At 64.4% G+C, this 18603-nt stretch carries 19 protein-coding genes; 9 read left to right on the forward strand and 10 right to left on the reverse strand.

What is annotated here, in order from left to right:
- Window positions 1-5: 5 nt before the first annotated feature.
- The 5 genes from gatC to F0311_RS12550 all read right to left on the reverse strand — a co-directional run bounded on the left by gatC (window position 6) and on the right by F0311_RS12550 (window position 4444).
- The gene (gene gatC, locus F0311_RS12530; protein ID WP_150462261.1) at window positions 6-302 is read right to left on the reverse strand and encodes an Asp-tRNA(Asn)/Glu-tRNA(Gln) amidotransferase subunit GatC; all 297 of its coding nucleotides are present in this window, start codon (window positions 300-302) and stop codon (window positions 6-8) included.
- A 142-nt stretch (window positions 303-444) separates the two neighbouring features.
- Window positions 445-1221: a PP2C family protein-serine/threonine phosphatase gene (locus tag F0311_RS12535; protein WP_150462262.1), complete on the reverse strand. Its 777-nt coding sequence runs from the start codon at window positions 1219-1221 to the stop codon at window positions 445-447.
- 166 nt (window positions 1222-1387) lie between these two features.
- A complete protein-coding gene (locus F0311_RS12540; RefSeq protein WP_317982615.1) occupies window positions 1388-2785 on the reverse strand; it encodes an adenylate/guanylate cyclase domain-containing protein in 1398 nt (465 codons plus the stop codon).
- On the reverse strand, window positions 2778-3383 hold the full coding sequence (locus F0311_RS12545; protein WP_150462263.1) for a hypothetical protein: 606 nt from the start codon (window positions 3381-3383) through the stop codon (window positions 2778-2780). Before F0311_RS12545 ends, F0311_RS12540 begins: the two co-directional genes overlap by 8 nt.
- Before the next feature lie 215 nt (window positions 3384-3598).
- Window positions 3599-4444, reverse strand: coding sequence for a biotin--[acetyl-CoA-carboxylase] ligase (locus F0311_RS12550; RefSeq protein ID WP_150462264.1), 846 nt, complete (start codon window positions 4442-4444; stop codon window positions 3599-3601).
- A gap of 273 nt (window positions 4445-4717) precedes the next feature.
- Here F0311_RS12550 and F0311_RS12555 point away from each other — a divergent pair, with 273 nt between their 5' ends.
- Window positions 4718-5827 (forward strand): hypothetical protein, encoded by a 1110-nt coding sequence (locus F0311_RS12555; protein ID WP_150462265.1) that lies wholly within the window; start codon window positions 4718-4720, stop codon window positions 5825-5827.
- Here F0311_RS12555 and F0311_RS12560 read toward each other — a convergent pair.
- Together F0311_RS12560 and F0311_RS18825 are read right to left on the reverse strand one after the other, a co-directional pair.
- A complete protein-coding gene (locus F0311_RS12560; protein WP_150462266.1) occupies window positions 5783-6541 on the reverse strand; it encodes a sigma factor-like helix-turn-helix DNA-binding protein in 759 nt (252 codons plus the stop codon). The two genes, F0311_RS12555 and F0311_RS12560, sit on opposite strands and share 45 nt — an antisense overlap.
- A 69-nt stretch (window positions 6542-6610) precedes the next feature.
- Window positions 6611-6700 (reverse strand): sigma factor, encoded by a 90-nt coding sequence (locus F0311_RS18825; protein WP_191089912.1) that lies wholly within the window; start codon window positions 6698-6700, stop codon window positions 6611-6613.
- Between the two features lie 108 nt (window positions 6701-6808).
- Here F0311_RS18825 and F0311_RS12570 point away from each other — a divergent pair, with 108 nt between their 5' ends.
- Complete coding sequence (locus F0311_RS12570; RefSeq protein WP_191089913.1) at window positions 6809-7552, forward strand: SDR family oxidoreductase; 744 nt, start codon at window positions 6809-6811, stop codon at window positions 7550-7552.
- A 178-nt stretch (window positions 7553-7730) separates the two neighbouring features.
- Here F0311_RS12570 and F0311_RS12575 read toward each other — a convergent pair whose 3' ends face one another.
- Window positions 7731-8579, reverse strand: coding sequence for an SDR family oxidoreductase (locus F0311_RS12575; RefSeq protein WP_150462269.1), 849 nt, complete (start codon window positions 8577-8579; stop codon window positions 7731-7733).
- A gap of 382 nt (window positions 8580-8961) precedes the next feature.
- Between F0311_RS12575 and F0311_RS12580 the strand changes: the two genes are divergently transcribed.
- The 4 genes from F0311_RS12580 to F0311_RS12595 all read left to right on the forward strand — a co-directional run bounded on the left by F0311_RS12580 (window position 8962) and on the right by F0311_RS12595 (window position 13403).
- Window positions 8962-10563, forward strand: coding sequence for an acyl-CoA carboxylase subunit beta (locus F0311_RS12580; RefSeq protein ID WP_150462270.1), 1602 nt, complete (start codon window positions 8962-8964; stop codon window positions 10561-10563).
- The gene (locus F0311_RS12585; protein WP_150462271.1) at window positions 10560-10799 is read left to right on the forward strand and encodes an acyl-CoA carboxylase subunit epsilon; all 240 of its coding nucleotides are present in this window, start codon (window positions 10560-10562) and stop codon (window positions 10797-10799) included. The genes F0311_RS12580 and F0311_RS12585 overlap by 4 nt, the downstream gene beginning before the upstream one ends.
- The gene (locus F0311_RS12590) at window positions 10796-11524 is read left to right on the forward strand and encodes a Maf family protein (protein WP_150462272.1); all 729 of its coding nucleotides are present in this window, start codon (window positions 10796-10798) and stop codon (window positions 11522-11524) included. Before F0311_RS12585 ends, F0311_RS12590 begins: the two co-directional genes overlap by 4 nt.
- A gap of 91 nt (window positions 11525-11615) precedes the next feature.
- Window positions 11616-13403 (forward strand): acetyl/propionyl/methylcrotonyl-CoA carboxylase subunit alpha, encoded by a 1788-nt coding sequence (locus tag F0311_RS12595; protein ID WP_150462273.1) that lies wholly within the window; start codon window positions 11616-11618, stop codon window positions 13401-13403.
- Window positions 13404-13419: 16 nt separating this feature from the next.
- Here F0311_RS12595 and F0311_RS12600 read toward each other — a convergent pair whose 3' ends face one another.
- The gene (locus F0311_RS12600; RefSeq protein ID WP_150462274.1) at window positions 13420-14130 is read right to left on the reverse strand and encodes a TVP38/TMEM64 family protein; all 711 of its coding nucleotides are present in this window, start codon (window positions 14128-14130) and stop codon (window positions 13420-13422) included.
- Between the two features lie 27 nt (window positions 14131-14157).
- Complete coding sequence (locus tag F0311_RS12605; RefSeq protein WP_150462275.1) at window positions 14158-15612, reverse strand: MFS transporter; 1455 nt, start codon at window positions 15610-15612, stop codon at window positions 14158-14160.
- A 215-nt stretch (window positions 15613-15827) separates the two neighbouring features.
- On the opposite strand from F0311_RS12605, the gene F0311_RS12610 reads away from it, so the two are divergent.
- From F0311_RS12610 to thpR, 3 genes are all read left to right on the forward strand, one after another.
- Window positions 15828-16571 (forward strand): M50 family metallopeptidase, encoded by a 744-nt coding sequence (locus F0311_RS12610; protein WP_150462276.1) that lies wholly within the window; start codon window positions 15828-15830, stop codon window positions 16569-16571.
- A 50-nt stretch (window positions 16572-16621) separates the two neighbouring features.
- The gene (locus F0311_RS12615) at window positions 16622-17833 is read left to right on the forward strand and encodes a PQQ-dependent sugar dehydrogenase (RefSeq protein WP_150462277.1); all 1212 of its coding nucleotides are present in this window, start codon (window positions 16622-16624) and stop codon (window positions 17831-17833) included.
- Window positions 17834-17944: 111 nt separating this feature from the next.
- Window positions 17945-18571 carry an RNA 2',3'-cyclic phosphodiesterase gene (gene thpR, locus F0311_RS12620; RefSeq protein WP_150462278.1) on the forward strand — a complete coding sequence of 209 codons (627 nt, stop codon included), beginning with the start codon at window positions 17945-17947 and terminating at the stop codon, window positions 18569-18571.
- The last annotated feature ends 32 nt before the right edge of the window (window positions 18572-18603 follow it).

The raw sequence follows: 18603 nt of genomic DNA on the forward strand, positions 1-18603 counted from the left end.
TGTCCTCACTCCTCATCCAGGATAGCCGGCACTTTGAACCGTGAGCCCTCGGCATCGGGCGCATTGGCCAGCGACTCCTCAGCGGTGAAAACGTGCCCCACGGTGTCGTCACGGAACACATTGGTCAGCGGCAGCGGGTGACTGGTGGCCGGGACATCCGCACCGGCAGCCTCCTGGACCTGCTTCACGGAGTTCACGATCACACCGAGCTCGCTGGTCATCTTCTCCAGCTCAGCATCGGTCATCGCGATATGGGCAAGTGCGGCAAGATGCTCGACGTCGGCGCGCGAGATCTCAGACATAGAGCTCCCTAGAGAGTTGATGGCGTGGTGTCCTGCAGATCAGTCTATCTGGCGGGGTCACTGCTCTTGGATACCCCTTCGCGGCCCCACCTGTGGCTGACCCGCCATGCGGGAACCCTTACCGTGCGGGGACCCGGTGATGTCACTGAGTGACATCCACTAATACGACTGTGACATTGTCCCGGCCGCCGTGGCGCAGTGCCTGGTGGATCAGCCAGTCCACCGTCTCCTGCGCATTGCGCCCGGCATTGAGGATCTGGGCGATCTGCTCATCGGTGAGCTCCCCGGTCAACCCATCGGAGCAGACCAATAATCGCTGTCCGGTGGCCACGGTGGCCTTGGTGAAGTCGGCGCCGAGCAGATCCCCAGCACCCAGGGCGCGGGTGATCACATTGCGCTGCGGATGCGAGTGCATCTCCTCGGCGGTGATCATCCCGGAGTCGGCCAGCTCCTGGACCTGGGAGTGGTCGCGGGTGAGTCTGATCAGCGCACCGTCGTTGAGCAGGTAGGTGCGGGAGTCGCCGATGTTGAACACCAGCCACTGCCACTGGCCGTTGTGGTCTTCGCCGGTGTGCTGGTCCTGCGCCTCCACTACAGCGGCACCGGTGAGCGTGGTGCCGGCCTTGGAGTCGGTGGCCTCCCGGATTCGTGAGTCGGCCTCATTCAGGAACTTCTGGAGGTCCTGCTCAGCGATCTTGCCGGCATGTGCCTCCCAGCCTTCGGCGAGCGCCTGGACAGCCAACGACGACGCCACCTCACCAGCCTCGTGCCCGCCCATTCCGTCGGCCACCGCATAGAGCCGGTCAGTGACGACGAAGGAGTCCTCGTTGAGCTCACGGCGCAGCCCCACATGAGAGCCGTAGCCGTAGTCGACGTAGGGGACCGCAGTGCTGTCGGCGGAGTTGGCGCTGGTGGTCACGGCACTATCTTGTCACGGATCGAGACCTGACCGTTACCCCCGCGTGCCCTAACTGTTATCTGTGCCGGCCCCGGCGGCGGGCACGCTTATGCCGCGGTTCCCCTCGCCCACTTACGGGCAGCTTCACGCCTGAAGCTCCTGCATCATTAGGTTCGCAGCTCAGCCGTTAGGTGTGGTCCAGTGCGATACCTGAACCACGTGCTCTCAGGAGCATGGAGGGGGCCACCTCGCCGAAGCCGCGGACGATTCGTGGCGGCTGGGGCACCAGCATGTAGTCGGGGTTCTCATCCAGCCGGGCTGCGGTGGTGGAGTCCACCAGGATGGTGCCAGGATCGGCCAGGGAGGTCAGCCGGGCGGCCAGGTTCACCGTGGGGCCGTAGATATCACCCATCCGGGAAAGCACCCGTCCCCAGACCACTGAGACCCGCGCCTCGGGCAGTACATCATCGGTAGCGATGGTCTCTGCCAGGGCCAGGGCGATCTCAGCTCCGGCCTCCGGGGTCTCGGCATTGTAGAGCACCTCGTCACCCACAGTCTTGACCAGCCGGCCACCGCCGATAGAGATGATCTCCGCGCATATGGACTCGAACCGCTGGACCATATGAGCCAGGGTGCGTTCGCTCATCTGCCGGGACAGTGAGGTGTAGGAGACCAGGTCGGCGAAGCCCACTGCTCTGGCCAGCGGCAGCGGCGCGTCGGGTTCGGTGCCGTCACGTCCTCTGGAGACTGAGGCGAGCCCGGACTCCACCCGTACGGTGAGTCGCTGCAGGGCTGCGGAGAGCTGGCGCCGCCAGGCGTAGCCCATCAGCTGCTGCAGAGGGTCGATCAGCTCCGGCAGGGCTTCGACCACCTGGGTGCGGGCCTGGGCATCGGAGAGCTCCTGGTTGGCGATCTTGTCCTCCACCAGGGCCTCAATCTGCCAGACCACCATCCGGTCGGTCATCTGGCCCACCGAGCGGGTGAGGCTGATGGCGGCCTCCTGGTTCAGGTGGCCTTCCCGGACCAGATCCACCATCTGGGCCAGAGCCTCGGCATCTGTTTCGGTGAAGGCTTTGACGTCGTCGTCGAGGTTGGGGAATCCTAGGGCGCGCCAAAGCCTGCGCGCCGAACGGGTGGAGACCCCCATCCGTTGGGCCATCTCCCGGTAGGTCAGGGTGCGCTCAGCGCCCAGCAGCCGGTGCTCCAGGTCGCGGATGTTCCGATGCCACTCACGCTCCTCCAGGCTGGGGGCGGGAATCGGAGCTGTGGCCGAAACCCCTTCTGAGTGGGTGTCGGCCAGCGGCTGGCCGATAAAAGCTGCCGCTCCGGCTGGATCGGCCGGAGCGGAGGTCTGCGATATCCCGCTGCTGGCCGGCGCAGTGCTGGCACGTCCGGTGCTCACGGAGGGGAAGTCGCTCCAGTCGGCGCGGGCTGCAGAGAGCTGCTCTGCGGTATAGCCGCCCTCATCGCCCAGGCGGGGCACCTCAGCCGTCTCATCGGCCATATAGGGGCTGGCGCCGAATCCGCTCTGGCGGGCACGCTTCCAGGAGGGCGGCGGGCCCTGCTCGGAGATCTCCTCAGACACGCCCGGCTCCGAAGGAGGCGCCCTGAACGTCGCCGCGGGCTGCTGCGGCGTAGTGGGCCTGCTGGGCGGCAGCTGCCCGGGCTGCGGCACGTCGTCGGTGCTCCCCCAGCTCCTGGGCCAACAGGGTGTTGAAGCCCTCCGGGTCAGGCAGATCACGCAGCCGGGTGCGCTGGTGCTGGCCGTAGGCGCCGTGGACCACCACCAGGTCCCCGGCCCCGGCCATCTCCTGCATGGAAGTACGCTTGACCTGGTGCTGGGTCAGCAGCGACAGCGGGATCACGGTGGCCTGCGGCGCACCGATGAGGTTCTTCTCCACCAGTCGCTCGGTGGTCAGGAAGGTGAACCGATTCAGCCATCCGATCAGCGGTTTCAGCGTTCCCACCCCCAGACTGAGCAGTCCAATCGCCCAGATCAGAAACACCGCGATATGGCTGTAGTGCTGCACGAAGGCCGGCTGGGTGTCCCGAGTGAGGTAGCCCAGCAGAAAGCTCATCAGCGCGATGGTCATCAGCAGGTTGATGGCCGCCGGGATCAGCGCCCGGTGGTGTGCGCGGGTGCGGAGGATTACCTGCTCGCCGTCGACGAGTCTCAGCAGCACTGTGAGCGCCTCCTTGGTCTTTCGCTGTGAGTAAGGAACAGCTTGTTTCAGTCTACGTGGCGGATTGAGATCAGCGTGAAGGCCGCGGTCACGCGGTAGAGAAAAAACGAGCAGGCGATCGGATTGAGCTGAGCGGAGACTCGAGCTTGTTCAAGGTCTTCTGAGACGAGGATTGGAGCACCGTAGGTGCGACACAAGAGCCCCTGACGGTGGGACTAGCGTAGGTGGAACACATCTCCCACAGTGAAGGAGCGGCGCCGCCCTCCTTCTTCCACCATCAGTGCCCCGTCGGTCTGCACTCCCACTGCCCTGCCGTGGACTGATGTGCCGTCGGGAAGCTCTACCCGCACCTGCTCTCCCACAGTGCTGATCACGCTGATGATCTCCTCACGGACTGGAGCAATATCACCCTGTGGCTCCATCCGGCGGACCAGGCCGGTGAACTCCTCCAACCAGTCAGCCAGCAGAGATGTGCGCAGCTGCCCGATCTGCTGGCTGTCCGAATCCGGGACGCCGGTCTCGGCGCGCTCCAGCTCCAGCAGTACGGAGGTTGACCTAGGGGTGGGCAGCTGGTCCCTGCGCAGCAGCACGTTGATCCCGCAGCCGAGGACCACCGTGTCAGGTGCTTGAGGGGGGACTGCGGCGAGAATGCCGGAGATCTTGCGGCCGTGCACATGCACGTCATTGGGCCATTTCATCGCCGCCGGGATGCTCACCCGCCGCAGCACTGTGACCAGGGCCAGGCCTGCGGCCAGGGACAGCCAGTGCCGCTGCTGTGCCGGCAGACTGGGCCGCAGCACCACTGAGGTGGACAGGGAGGCGCCTTTGGGGCTTGACCAGCTGCGGGCCAGCCGGCCGCGGCCGCCGGTCTGTTCCTCGGCGGTGAGTACAGAGGTGTGCGACCAGACCTGGGCGAAGTCAGGCTCGGCCGCAGCGGCCAGCAGGTCGGTATTGGTGGAGCCGGTGGATTCGACCAGCACCAGCTTGGCGCAGTGGCCGGGGACCACCAGTCTGCGATGCAGCAGCTCTTCATCCAATGTGGGTAGCCTCGGTTGTGCCATCCCTCCACGCTACTGCACCACCCTGCATAGCTGGGGCCATCGCGTGCGCCAGTAGATCACCCGCCACCTGAACCACCCAGCACCACCAACCACTATCTACACGGCGTTTTCACGTCTACACCGCTTTATAACCCCGTGCACTTAAGAAAAGTCGGTGTACTTGCGCTATTGAACGTGGCCGAACTGACCTGTGGCTCACACTCGAGGCCAAGATTATCCACAGCCTTGATATTCTCATGTTGCATTTTGTCTCATTTGATGAAGGCTGATGGTATGAGTGCAGCATCCACTACTTCAACGACCATCCAGATCATCACTGCGAGCTTGCAGGACGACGGGGCACACTCAAGCAATCAGCTGGCACCGAAGGTCAAAGCCGGCCAGCTGTTGCGGGTGCGTCGCGGCGTCTATGTAGAGGCCACCAGCTGGATCAGAGCACAGCCTTGGACCAGACACCGGATCGCGGTGGCAGCCACGGCCGCGGCAAGTGATCCGGTCTTCTGCCGAGAGACCGCCCTGCTGCTGCACAATGTCCCGCTGATCCGCGTTCCCACAGCCGTAACTGCTCGCACGCTGCAAGCCGGAGGCAGCAGAACCGTCAAACCACCTCCCTTGACTGGGCCGCTGAACGTCAATCAGTTCCGCAGGCTGTATAGGCAACGGTTCCCCGGAGAGCCAGATGTGCATCCCAGCAGACTTCTCAACATCCCCACCAAGCTGCTGCACCCGCCGCTTTCGGAAGGCATCTCCCGAAAGCAGTCACTTGGGCAACTCCGCAGCGGCACCGTGGCACCGGCTGAGACACATACGACGCCGTTCCCAGAAGTCACTGTCCCTGGCCTCGGAACATACCGAGTCGAACCACTTGAGCTGGCCGTGGTGGACACCGTGAGTCGGATGCCCTTCGAGGACACAGTGGTCGCGCTTGACTGGATCAAAGCGCAGCCGACTCTAGATTTAGAACCCTGGCTGGTCTACCTGAGCAACGGCAGATTACGCACCCGGTGGACCAATGCATGGGAGTTCGCCAGTCCCCTGAGCGAATCCCCCGGCGAGTCGAGGTCCCGGGCGCTGATCCACCGCATGGGGTTCAGCGCACCCTCCTTGCAGGTGCCGATCTCCTCGGATCGAGGCCAGGTGCGAGTCGACTTCTGCTGGGAGGGCGACAAGGTGATTGGGGAGTTCGACGGGCGCACTAAGTATGTTGACGAACAGATGCTCAACGGCCGGGATCCCGGTGAGGTGCTGTTTGCCGAGAAGCTGCGCGAAGATGCTCTGCGCCGGGCAGGGTGGACCGTTGTGCGCTGGACCTGGGATGACCTCAACAATCCCCAGCGCTTAGCAAAGTACCTCGCTGCTGCCGGGATCAGCCTCAGACAGTGAGCCTTCCCAGAGTGTGAGCTTGTCTGGGTTGCGCATAATCCAGATGCTGGCGATCCCACGGGCGCCCGTCGCACAGGTCATCACCCCTGCGATCTGACCCTCTAAGAGCATCACCGCACCCAGTGCCCCCGGTGTCCTGGCCAGCTGGACTGTGGCATGCGGATACTTGGTGCGCAGTCCAATCAGAAGGCGAGAGACCCTCTCCAGTCCGACTACTGGACGGCGTGCCGCTGAGACCTTTCCTCCGCCGTCGCTTCGAACCACTACTGCCGGGTCGAGGCTCTTTGCCAAGCTGGCCAGATCGCCGGTCACACAGGCACTCACGAAAGCTCTGACGGCGTCGTCGTGCTCAATCGGTGTTACCTGGTGACTCAGGAAGCTTTCCTGCAGGTGCCGGGTCGCGGTGCTGAACAGCTGGCGGCATGCTCCCGGAGTGCGCTGCAGTATCTCCGCGATCTCCGCATACGGCAGAGCAAAGGACTCTCGGAGCACATACACGGCGCGCTCGGCTGGAGTGAGCCGCTCGAGCAGAATCAGGATGGCCTGGGAGACGTCATCCTGGATGACCACAGCATCGGCAGGGTCAGTGGCCATGCCAGAGGCAAAGTCCGACGCCGCCGGGATCGGCTCCGGAAGCCACTCACCGATGTAGTGCTCACGTTGAACTCTGGCGGATTTGAGATGGTCTAACGCGATTCGGGCGGTGACCCGCATCAGCCAGGCTCCCTGGTGACGAATGGACTGCTGCTCCTCGTCCGGCAGCTGGTAGAGCCGGGCAAAGCCTTACTGCACCACATCTTCGGCATCAACTACAGTGCCGAGCATCCGGTAGGCCAGTGCCCGCAGTCGAGGGCGCTCCGCTTCGATGTTCACAGTCCACATCATGACAGAGTGCAAACTGACATTCTGGCGGCCTGGATCGTCGTCTGTGCAGTAGGGGATCATGCCGTGCTGAGGAATGACTGACATAAGGAGTCTGACGTGAGAATAGTTGTGATCGGCGGGACAGGAGTCGCAGGCAGTGCTGTGATGCGGCAGGGCCAGCGGCGCAAGCATGAGATGACTGCTGTTTCACGCGCCTCGGGAGTGGACGTGCTGAGAGGGACCGGGCTCGAGGAGGCCATGGCGACAGCGGATGCGGTAATCGACGTCAGCAGTATCAGGACATTGTCACAACGCCGAGCCACGCAGTTCTTCCGGACCGCAATGACCAACATCCTTGCGACTGCCACCCACGTGGAACTGCCGCACCTGGTCCGCCTGTCGATCATTGGAGTGGATCAGAACCCGCGAGGTTTCTACGCAGGTCAGCTTGCGTTGGAGCAGATGTGCGGAGACTCTGCGGTGCCGAGCACGGTACTCCGGGCCGCTCAGTTCCACGAGTTCGCCGCCCAGACGCTGCAGCGGGGCGCGGTCGGGCCGCTGGTGCTGGCTCCGCGAGCGCGGGTGCAGCCGATTGCAGCAAAGGAGGTCGGTGCGCGGTTGATAGAGCTTGCTGAGAATGGCCCCCAGGGGCGGGTGCGCGACTTAGCGGGGCCGCGGGAGGAGGAGCTCGGCGAGATGGCCCGAGACTATGCTCGGCGGACTGGGCGAGGCGGCCCAGTGGTGTCGGTGAGTTTGCCCATGGCGATGATGCGCGGTATGCGGCAGGGGCTGAACCTGCCAGGGTCTCACGCAGACCTGGGTGTCCAGACGTTTGCAGAGTGGCTCAGGGAGCTGCCATAGCGCACAACTACACCGGGTTTTCACGTCTACACCGCTTTATAACCCCGTGCACTTGAGAAAAGTCGGTGTACTTGGAGTGTGCTGGGCGGGCCAAAACCGGAGCGGAACGTCCGTGACTACGGACGACGGGTTCTTGGTTCTTAAGGGCGCGTGAGGCTGGCCGAGGCAGCCTGCACGGCTAGAGGAAGAAGTCGGGGAGCAGCTCGGCGCTGGGATCCACCGCATAGTTGGTGAAGTCGGTGATCCCGGTGGCTTTGAGTACCTGCTCATCGGTGAGGAAGTTCCCGGATCCCAGGTCAGCCTCCCCGGTGATCAGGGCGGCGGCAGCCTCGGCCACGATTTCCGGCCTCCGAGCCCCGGGAACCAGGTTCTTTCCGCCTGGGATATTGCGCACTGCCTCGGTGGCGATCAGGGTGACCGGCCAGAGACTGTTGACCATCACCGGCGCATCAGCCAGTTCAGCGGCCAGTCCGATGGTGGTCATCGACATGGCGTATTTGCTCATGGTGTAGCCCAGGTTCTTGGCGAACCATTTGGGGTCCAGGTTGATCGGCGGGGACAGGGTGAGGATCTTGGAGTCCCAACCGTCCTGCTGGGCGCTGGTACGCAGATGCGGGATCGCGGCCCTGGACAGGGCGAAGCTGCCGCGGGCATTGATGTCCTGCATCAGGTCGTAGCGCTTCATCTCCTGCTGCTCGGCCGGGCGCAGGTCGATGGCCGAGGCGTTGTTGACCACCACATCGATCCCGCCGAAACGCGCAGAAGCGGAATCCACAGCCCGGGCGATGTCCTCGTCATTGCGGATATCGCCGACTACGGCCAGACCCTGACCTCCAGCGGCCTCCACATCAGCCGCTGCGGTGTGCACCGTGCCGGGCAGAGTGGGATGCGGCTGATCGGTCTTGGCCAGCAGCACAATATTGGCTCCGGCCGCGGCCAGTTTCACCGCAATGGCATGGCCGATGCCGCGGCTGCCGCCGGAGATCAGAACGGTCTTGGAAGTCAGGGAGGCTGTGGTCTGCGTCATAACCCCTTAGCTTACTGACCAGTAGCTACTACCGCCACCAGCTGCAGGCAACAAGTCGAGGGCGATGTTGCGACTTTCCAGACGCAAAGGCCGGCACGGCTTTGTCAGCCGGGAGAGGAGCGCGGCGGAACCCATGACGTTAGGGTCACGCGCAATCGCGTAATCATGATGCGGGCCGCATCATGGCGAGGCGAGCGCGGCGGAAACCGCGACATAGGCACCCGTGCAAACGCCTGGGCGTTGGTGCGGGCCATGTGGTGGCGCACGCGCCGCCGGGACCAGCGCCGAATTTTGTAGGGTCCCTACATTAGGACGTCCCAGCATCCTCATTAGACTGTGCTTCAGTTTGTAGGACCTCGACGAAAGCGCGCCGTAGAACACCATGGATGATTCCCCGCAGCCGATCCCGCGCCCCAAGACCACTGCCGATAAGCTGGCGGACTTCCGGGCCCGGCGCGATAAAACCCTGCACCCGGTCGGTGATGAGGCCATCGCCAAGCAGCACAACCGTGGTAAGCACACAGCGCGGGAGCGCGTCGAGATGCTGCTGGACGAGGACTCCTTTGTGGAGTTCGACGCCCTGGCTGTGCACCGCACTCATGCCTTCGGGATGGAGAAGAAGAAGCTGCTGGGCGACGGGCTGGTCTCCGGCTATGGCACGGTGGAGGGGCGGCTGGTGGCTGTCTACTCCCAGGACTTCACCGTGTTCGGCGGCTCTTTGAGCGCGGTCAATGGGGAGAAGATTGTCAAGGTTCAGGAATTCGCCGCTCGCAACGGCTGCCCGGTGATCGGCATCAATGACGGCGGTGGGGCCCGCATCCAGGAGGGCGTGGCATCGCTGGCGATGTTCGCCGATATCTTCCGCAACAATGTGCACGCCTCCGGAGTGATCCCGCAGATCACCCTGATCATGGGGCCTGCTGCCGGCGGGGCTGCCTACTCACCGGCGCTGAATGACTTCGTCATCATGGTGGACAAGACCTCCCATATGTTCATCACTGGCCCGGATGTCATCAAGTCGGTCACCGGTGAGGACGTGCAGATGGAGGAGCTCGGCGGGGCGCGGACCCATAACACCACCACCGGCACTGCCACCTATATGGCTGCCGATGAGGCCGACGCCATCGAGTTCGCCAAGGAGCTGTTGGAGTTCCTGCCGCTGAACAACCTGGCCGAGGCCCCGGTAGAGCCCTTTGAGCCCCGGCCCAAGATTGAAGCTGAGGACGAGGCGCTGAACTCACTGGTCCCCGACTCCGCCTCCGCTCCCTATGACACAACCCAGCTGGTCGAACAGCTGCTGGATGACGGCTACTTCTTGCAGCTGCAGGCCCTCTATGCGCCCAACATCATCATCGGCTTCGGCCGGGTCGAGGGGCGCTCAGTGGGGGTGGTAGCCAACCAGCCCAGCCAGTTCGCCGGCACCCTGGACATTGCCGCATCCGAGAAGGCCGCCCGGTTTGTGCGGTTCTGCGATGCCTTCAACATCCCTGTGCTCACGCTGGTGGATGTGCCCGGGTTCCTGCCCGGCACCGACCAGGAATGGAGCGGAATCATCCGCCGCGGGGCCAAGCTGCTCTACGCCTATGCGGAGGCCACAGTGCCGAAGATCACAGTGATCACCCGCAAAGCCTTCGGCGGCGCCTACATTGTGATGGGCTCCAAAAAGCTGGGCGCGGACGTGAACCTGGCCTGGCCCACTGCCCAGATCGGGGTGATGGGAGCCCAGGGTGCGGTGAACATCCTCTACCGACGCGAGCTGGCCGCGATGGAGAAAGCCGGCGGGGATGTGCAGGCCCGGCGGGCTGAGCTGATCGAGGAGTACGAAGCCAAGCTACTGAATCCGTATCAGGCCGCTGAGCTGGGCTATATCGACGCGGTGATTGAACCGGCGGAGACCCGCTGGCAGATCGCCAAGGCATTGCGCGCCACGTATCACAAGCGCGAGCAGCTGCCCGCTAAGAAGCACGGGAACATTCCGTTATGAGCGAGGATCTTCTGCCCGTGCGCGGCGCCGAGCTCACTGAGGAGGAGACTGCCGCAGTGGTGGCCGTGTTGGCCACCCTTGCCGCAGGGGAAACGGCGAATAACGACGACGCCGGCTCTACTGGGCCGGTCGACCGGACGATACAGCGTAAGCATCGGCTGCAGGGTTCTCAGCACGGACTCTGGGGCCGGCCCGGCCCCACCTCCTGGTACCAGGCCACCGGGGGTCTGCGATGAGAGCGAGTTCCCAGCAGCCGCGTCTGATTCTGGCCTCAGCCTCTCCCAGCCGCAGGATGATCCTGAAAGAAGCCGGGTTGGAGTTCCAGGTGGTGGTCTCTGATGTGGATGAGCGCGGCGTCGTCGACTCTGCCGCCTCAGTCTCCGGTCCGCTGAGCCCGGCCGAGGAGGCTGAGCTGCTGGCCCGGGCCAAGGCCGAGGATGTGGCCACCAAGCCGGAGGCACGCGGTGCTTTGGTGCTGGGCTGTGATTCGGTGTTTGAGCTGGACGGCACTGCCTACGGCAAGCCGTATGAAGTGGAGGTGGCGGTACAGCGCTGGCAGCAGATGCGCGGACACACCGGCATTCTGCACACCGGGCACTGGCTGGTGGACACTACTGAGACTCCTGACTCGCGGCGCGGGCGGTGGTCCGAACCCGGGCTGGAGTACATTCTGGGCTCAGCACCCACCGGGGAGACCCGCAACCTGCATTCAGCTGGGGAGACGGTCTCCTCCCAGGTGCACTTCGGCGCCCCCACCGATGAGCAGATCCGCGCCTATTGCCAGTCCGGGGAGCCGCTGCACTGCGCCGGGGCGTTCACCCTGGAGGGCGGGGCCGCGGAGTTCATCGATGCCGTGGACGGTGACCGCGAAGCAGTGATTGGGGTTTCTCCCGCAGCTCTGTGCCGTCTGCTGGAACGACTGGACCACAGGTTAGAGAGTTTCAGAGGACCACAACCGTGAGTGCGTGGTTTGTGCAGCGTTTCGGGGCCGAAGCCTGGCAAAGTGCTGCACAATTCATGCACTCAGCGAAGGAACGAGTGAAGGACTGAGAATGACGGAGTTCAACAAGGTACTGATCGCCAACCGCGGGGAGATCGCGGTGCGGATCATTCGGGCTGCCCAGGATGAGGGCCTGTCCACGGTGGCGGTCTACGCTGAGCCTGACCGCCAGGCCGTGCATGTCAGCCTGGCCGATGAGGCTTACGCCCTGGGCGGGGATACTTCGGCCGACTCCTACCTGGTGATCGATAAGCTGCTGGCCGCCGCTGTGGCCACCGAGGCCGATGCTGTGCATCCCGGCTACGGGTTCCTTTCCGAGAACGCCGAGTTCGCCCGGTCGGTGATCGAAGCCGGGCTGGTCTGGATCGGGCCCAGCCCGGAAGCCATCGAGCTGCTCGGCGACAAGGTCTCCGCCCGTCAGCTGGCCGAGAAGGTGGGCGCCCCGCTGGCCCCGGGCACCAAGGAGCCGGTGAGCTCCGCCAAGGAGGTGCTGCGCTTCGCCGAGAAGCAGGGCCTGCCGATCGCTATCAAGGCCGCCCACGGCGGCGGCGGGCGCGGCATCAAGGTGGTGCGTGAGCATGAGGAAATCGTGGAGCTCTACGAGTCCGCCGTTCGCGAGGCCACTGCCGCCTTCGGCCGCGGCGAATGCTTCATCGAGAAGTTCCTGGACAAGCCCCGGCATGTGGAGACCCAGTGCCTGGCAGATCAGCACGGCCATGTGGTCGTGGCCTCTACCCGTGACTGCTCCCTGCAGCGCCGGAATCAGAAGCTGGTAGAGGAGGCCCCAGCCCCCTTCCTGACCCGGGCGCAGAACCGGCAGCTGTACCGGGCCTCCAAGGCGATCCTCAAAGAGGCCGGCTATACCGGTGCCGGCACCTGCGAGTTCCTCATCGGAGCAGACGGCACCATCAGCTTCCTGGAGGTCAATACTCGGCTGCAGGTGGAGCACCCGGTGACCGAGGAGGTCACCGGCCTCGACCTGGTGCGCGAGCAGTTCCGGATCGCCCGTGGTGAGAAGCTCGGCTATGACGACCCCGCAGCACGGGGACACAGCCTTGAGTTCCGGATCAACGGCGAGGATCCCGGCCGCAGCTTCATGCCTGCCCCCGGCCGGCTGGAGAAGTTCGAGACTCCCACCGGGCCCGGGGTCCGGGTGGACTCTGGGGTCCGCGCCGGTGAGGCCATCTCCGGTGCCTTCGACTCCATGGTGGCCAAGCTGATCGTCACTGGGGCCGATCGCCGCCAGGCGCTGCAGCGGGCCAAGCGGGCACTGGCCGAGCTGAACATTGAGGGCATGCCCACAGTGATCCCCTTCCACCGCAAGGTGGTGGAAGACCCCGCGTTCGCTCCGGAACTTCAGCAGCCGCGGGCCAGCAGGTTCACTGTGCACACCCGGTGGATCGAGACTGAGTTCGTCAATGACATCGCTCCGTTCAACGCACTGACTGCCCATCCCACCGGCGGTGACCAGGAGGGCCGCGAGGAAGTGGTGGTCGAGGTCAACGGCAAGCGGGTCACGGTCAATGTTCCGGCCTCATTGGCGGCCGGGAAGCTGGTCGGCACCAACCAGGCTGGCCCTAAGAAGAAGCGCCGCAAACGCACTGCCGCGGCTGCGGCGGCCGGCGGGGATGACCTCAGCTCTCCCATGCAGGGCACTGTGGTGAAGGTCGCGGCGAAGAACGGTGCCAAGGTGGCCGAGGGTGACCTGGTGGTGGTACTGGAGGCGATGAAGATGGAGCAGCCGATCACCGCGCATAAGGCCGGCAAGGTCAAGGGGCTGAGGGTGGAGAAAGGCACTTCCGTGAAGGCCGGCGAGGTGCTGGCGACTATCACCGACTGATCCGGCTCCGCGACGCTCAGTGCAGCCGGGCGCTGCGCCAACGGCGGTAGGCGGTGATCGTTAAGAGTACGACGACGCCCCAGGCCAGCAGTACCGGCACCCCGGTCATAATGCCCGGTTCGGCAATGAAGGCCCCCACTGCCACCAGCGAGACCTGGCCGGGAATGATGGAGAGCAGGCTGGCGGGCACGTAGACCGCTGTGCGCACCCCGAAGGCACCGGCCCCGTAGTTCACCGGCCAGTAGGGCACTCCGGGCATCAGCCGCAGCATACAGACCGCCTCGAAACCGGCGCTGGTGAGGTGCTCCTCCACTCGCGGCCGGTGTCGGCCCAGCATCCGCAGTACGGTCTTCTTGCCCAGTCCGCGGGCCAGCCAGTAGGCACCCCAGGCGCCCAAAAAGGCACCGATCACTGAGAGCACACTGCCGATGACAACACCGAAGAGGAAGCCGCCGGTCATGGCCATAATGGTCACTGGGATCGGGGTCAGGGCCACCACAGCGTAGAGCCCGGCGAAGACGAACCAGGCCGCCCAGCCGAAGCCTTCGATGGTCTCCTGCAGCTCCTCCGCCGGGGGAAGATCCACATTGAACAGCAGCCAGACCATGCCCAGCACCACCGCCACCAGGGCGGCGTTGCGCAGCGCGGCCATCCAGTGTGACTCCTCCGACTGGCCCGGCTTCTGGGGCTGGCCAGTCTCCGCGGCGTCGTTCTCTTCGCTGCTCATCCCGCCATGCTATCCCTGGCCGGAGGCCTACTCAGTACCTTCGGTGTAGAGCGACTTCTGACTGGTCTCCGGGGAGAGGATAAGGCTGATCATGGTCAGGGCGGATAGGAAGACCAGGTAGAGGCCCACCGCGCCTACGCCGTAGTTCTGCACAAGCCAGGTGGCTACGAAGGGGGTGAGCGCAGCGCCCAGGATGGAGGAGAAGTTATAGGCCACTCCAGAGCCGGTGTAGCGGGTGTTGGTGGGGAACAGCTCGGGTAGATAAGCCGACATCGGGCCGAAGGTCAGGCCCATCAGTGCCATGCCCACACACAGGAAGGCGAAGAGCTGCCAGACATTGAGGTCCTCCCCGGTGCCCAGCTGCTCAGCACCGATGAACCAGCCGAAGCTCAGCCCGAAGACGATGATTGCAGCAGTGGTGCCCATCAACATCCGGCGGCGGCCGAAGGCATCAGCCAGTCGGCCAGCCACCGGGATGAACACGGCGAAGAGCACAATGGAGATCACCTGCAGCATCAGGAAGGTCTGGTAGTCGTAGCCCAGTGAGCCCACCGATTCCGGCTGGACCACATAGGTGGCGATCCAGGTGGTCATGATGTAGAAGAGCCCGTAGGTGGCCAGCATGATGAAGGTGCCAAGGATGATCTCCCACCAGTTCTTGCGGAAGACTTCGCCCACCGGCGCTTTGACCTTCTCCTTGTTCTCCAGGGCTTTGGCGAAGACCGGGGTCTCCTCGATGCGCAGCCGCACGTAGAGGCCCACGGCGATCATGATCAGCGAGGCGATGAACGGGATCCGCCAGCCCCACACCAGGAACGGGTGGGCCAGGGCCTCTTCGAACGGCATATTGCCCACATCGGCCAGGTTGAAGCTGAAGGAGACGGCCAGCAGCAGGAACAGCCCATTGGCCAGGATGAATCCGAAAGGCGCACCGAGCTGGGGCCACATGGCCGCCTGGGCGCGTTTGCCCGGCCGTGCAGTCTCGGAGGCCAGCAGGGCGGCCCCGGACCATTCCCCGCCCAGACCCAGGCCCTGGCAGAAGCGCAGCACGGTGAGCATGGCCGGGGCCCACATGCCGATCTGGTGATAGGTGGGCAGGAAACCGATGAGTACAGTGGCGATGCCCATCACCAGCAGCGCACCGACCAGGGTGACCTTACGGCCGATCTTGTCCCCGTAGTGGCCGAAAACGATCGCACCCAGGGGGCGGGCCACGAAGGCCACACCGAAGGTGGTCATCGACAGCAGCAGGGAGCGGCCGAGGTCATTATCATCGCCGTAGAAGAACAGCAGCGGGAAGATGGAGGCCGCTGCAGTGGCAAAGATGTAGAAGTCGTAGAACTCAATGGTGGTGCCGATCAGTGAGGCACCGATGATCCGGCGGCGCGGCACCGTGAGATTCTCATCGGCGATCTCGTCATGCTTATTCGGGTTCTCTGGCTCCGGCGCCGGGGCGACAGCGGTATCAGCTGTGGTGGACATTGAAGGACTTTCGTCATAAGGCAGTTGAGGCAGTGGCATCCCGGTGGAGACCGGGGCAAACTCGAGAATCTTAGAGTGCCGGCAGATTATCCCCACACTGCCCCAGCAGCCATCTCAACATGTGAGACTACTGTGATGTGCCGCACGAGATCAACTGTGCGCAACTACCCCACACCGACTGAGGTTCCAAGCCACTCCGACTACTATCGACTGCCGTGAATGAAACAGTCCAGGACACCTTCGACGCCGTAGTCGAACGCTGGGGCGTGGAGGCCTCTCCTGAGCCGGAGGCGGTGCTGCTGATCACCGCAGCAGTGGTTGTGCTCACCGCTGTTCCACAGGTGTGGCGGGCGGCCCGGCAGGCTTCGACCATCATCCATGAGATGGGGCACGTCTTCGCCGCTCTGCTCTGCGGGCGCAGGGTCTCCGGGATCAAGCTGCACAGCGACACCTCCGGAGTGACCGTCTCGCGCGGGAAGCCACAGGGGCCGGGCCTGCTGCTGACCTTCCTGGCCGGGTATCCGGCTCCCGGGCTGCTGGCGGCGGGGCTGGTCTGGCTGGGCGCGGCCGGCCACTCAGGGGCCGCACTGACTGTGTACCAGGTGATTCTGCTGCTGGCCCTGCTGCTCTCCCGGAATTTCGTGGGGATCGTCTCCTGCCTGCTGGCAGCGCTGGCCACCGGGGTGATCTGGTGGCACAACGACCCGCAGACGGTGGGCTATACGGTGGTGGCGCTCGGGGTATTCTACGCCCTGGCCGGGGTGCGCGGCACCCTGGATGTCTGGCGGGTGCACCTGACCGCTCGGCGGCGCTCCCGGGCGGAGGTGGCAGGGACTGATGCCGCCCAGGCGGCCCGCGCCTGGCGTTTCCTTCCGCTGCCGGCCGCGGTCTGGCTGCTGTTCTTCCTGGTTGTCACCCTGGCCAGCGCTGCTACCGTTTTCTGGCTCCTCTTCGCCTGAGCTCGCAACGGCCGAGGAGACCCAGCGAGCCCCTGGTACGGTGAGAAAGTATGCGACGGATACTGAGCTGCACGGCGGCTGCGGCACTTCTGGTGGCCGGCTGCGCCGGGGACTCATCCGAGCAGGAGACTATTGGGCCGATCGACTCCGAAAACGGCGAGGACACCGCGGATCCCACAGAAGAACCGGCCACCGGGGAGCAGCCGGACACTGAAGATCCGGAGGAGAACGACGCCGCCCCCGTCACCGGGATCACCATCACTGAGCAGGCTGAACTCAGCTCACCATGGGCCATGGAGTTCCTGCCTGGCACCGAGTATCTGCTGATCACCGAGCGCACCGGTGCCCTTCAGCTGCGCGACCAGGAGACCGAGGAGATCCAGGAAGTCAGTGACGCACCGGAGGTGGACTCCGCCGGGCAGGGCGGTATGCATGATGTCATAGCCGGCCCCAGCTTTGAGCAGGACCAGACTGTATACCTCAGCTGGGTGCAGACAACCGATGACGGTCGGCAGGGCGTGGTCGGGCGTGCTCAGCTCAATGCTGAGGAGCCTTCGCTGGAGCATCTCGAGGTGATCTGGGAGCAGGATCCTGCTAGCGGGAACGGCCACTACTCGCTGCGTATGGTGATCCATGACGATCATCTCTTCGTCACTTCCGGGGATCGGCAGGAGCTGGAGCCTGCTCAGGATATGGCCAATAATCTGGGCACTGTTGTCCGGCTGACTCTGGACGGGGAGCCGGCTCCGGGTAACCCGTTGGAAGACCAGGCCGCCCCCGCCGATGAGTTCTGGACAGTGGGACACCGCAACCCGTTGGGGATCGCAGTGGACTCAGAGGGCAACCTGTGGTCCTCGGAGATGGGACCGGAGGGCGGCGATGAGCTGAATCTGCTGGTGGAGGGCGCAAATTACGGCTGGCCGGAGGTTTCCATGGGTGTGCATTACAGCGGCGAGGAGATTCCGGACCATTCCGATGATGATGAGTTCGAGGCTCCGCGGGCCCACTGGGTGCCAGCGATCTCACCGGGCAACCTGTTGATCTACCAGGGTGAGCTGTTCACCGGCTGGCAGAGCAGCGCACTTCTGGGCGGGCTCTCCGGCCAGAACCTGGTGCGGGTGGAGCTTGACGGTGTGGATGCCGAGCAGGTGGACGAATGGGATATGGGAGACCGCATCCGCGCCCTGGCCGAAGCTCCCGACGGGGCCATCTGGATCGCCACCGACAGCGGCCGCCTCTTGGAGGCACGACCCGCCGACTGACCCAGCCTTCAGAAGGCCATCAACTTTTATCCTGAGGCTGTCATCCTTAGCTGGCTTCGACGAGATACGCCTGCGGAATGGGTGGGGGTGCTGGCGGTGTTGGTGAAGGGTATGCGGTTGTTTGTGGGGTTTATGCTGCCTGACCACGTCAATACTCACCTGGGATGGGCTGTAAATTCCGTCAACGACGCCGTCCCCACAGAGATCACCGGATACGGCCGTCCCGCACTGCGCTGGGTACAGCCTTCAGCCCGGCATATCACTCTGGCGTTCTACGGGGAGGTCCCTGCCGGTGCGGCCGAGGACTTGGCTGCCCGTCTGCAGAACGAACTCGTAGACGTCTCCCCGCTGGAGCTGCGGCTCCGGGGCGCCGGAGTCTTCACCGGACGCACCCTTTGGGTAGGGGTGCAGGAGCAGACCGCGTCCGAACACTCCAACGGCTCCAGCCCTCTGATCGACCTGATGCGCCGGGTGGAGGGGGTGGGTGCGGAGTATGCCCGTAATCCTGATCTGCCGACTGCCCGGGAGCGGCGTCGTGCTCATGTCACCCTGGCCCGCACCCGGGACAGGCGGAAGGGTGAGCCACAGATCCGGGCACACGCTGAGGCGCTGGCCGTCTACGAAGGCCCGGTGTGGACTACGGATACCGCCCATCTGATGCGCTCTGAGCTGGGCGGGGGCAAGTCCGGTGCCCCGCTCTACACCTCCCTGGCCGAGGTTCCCTTGGGAGCACGGTGAGGAACCACCGTCGACACTGGCGCGGCGAAAGC

Source organism: Nesterenkonia ebinurensis, from assembly GCF_008711175.1.
GTDB lineage: Bacteria > Actinomycetota > Actinomycetes > Actinomycetales > Micrococcaceae > Nesterenkonia > Nesterenkonia ebinurensis.

Excerpts from the sequence above, each read along its gene's own strand:
- gatC (WP_150462261.1), bottom strand. The coding sequence starts at position 302 with ATGTCTGAGATCTCGCGCGCCGACGTCGAGCATCTTGCCGCACTTGCC.
- F0311_RS12550 (WP_150462264.1), bottom strand. The coding sequence starts at position 4,444 with ATGGCACAACCGAGGCTACCCACATTGGATGAAGAGCTGCTGCATCGC.
- F0311_RS12555 (WP_150462265.1), top strand. The coding sequence starts at position 4,718 with ATGAGTGCAGCATCCACTACTTCAACGACCATCCAGATCATCACTGCG.
- F0311_RS12560 (WP_150462266.1), bottom strand. The coding sequence starts at position 6,541 with ATGCGGGTCACCGCCCGAATCGCGTTAGACCATCTCAAATCCGCCAGA.
- F0311_RS12575 (WP_150462269.1), bottom strand. The coding sequence starts at position 8,579 with ATGACGCAGACCACAGCCTCCCTGACTTCCAAGACCGTTCTGATCTCC.
- F0311_RS12580 (WP_150462270.1), top strand. The coding sequence starts at position 8,962 with ATGGATGATTCCCCGCAGCCGATCCCGCGCCCCAAGACCACTGCCGAT.
- F0311_RS12585 (WP_150462271.1), top strand. The coding sequence starts at position 10,560 with ATGAGCGAGGATCTTCTGCCCGTGCGCGGCGCCGAGCTCACTGAGGAG.
- F0311_RS12590 (WP_150462272.1), top strand. The coding sequence starts at position 10,796 with ATGAGAGCGAGTTCCCAGCAGCCGCGTCTGATTCTGGCCTCAGCCTCT.
- F0311_RS12595 (WP_150462273.1), top strand. The coding sequence starts at position 11,616 with ATGACGGAGTTCAACAAGGTACTGATCGCCAACCGCGGGGAGATCGCG.
- F0311_RS12600 (WP_150462274.1), bottom strand. The coding sequence starts at position 14,130 with ATGAGCAGCGAAGAGAACGACGCCGCGGAGACTGGCCAGCCCCAGAAG.
- F0311_RS12605 (WP_150462275.1), bottom strand. The coding sequence starts at position 15,612 with ATGTCCACCACAGCTGATACCGCTGTCGCCCCGGCGCCGGAGCCAGAG.
- F0311_RS12615 (WP_150462277.1), top strand. The coding sequence starts at position 16,622 with ATGCGACGGATACTGAGCTGCACGGCGGCTGCGGCACTTCTGGTGGCC.
- thpR (WP_150462278.1), top strand. The coding sequence starts at position 17,945 with ATGCGGTTGTTTGTGGGGTTTATGCTGCCTGACCACGTCAATACTCAC.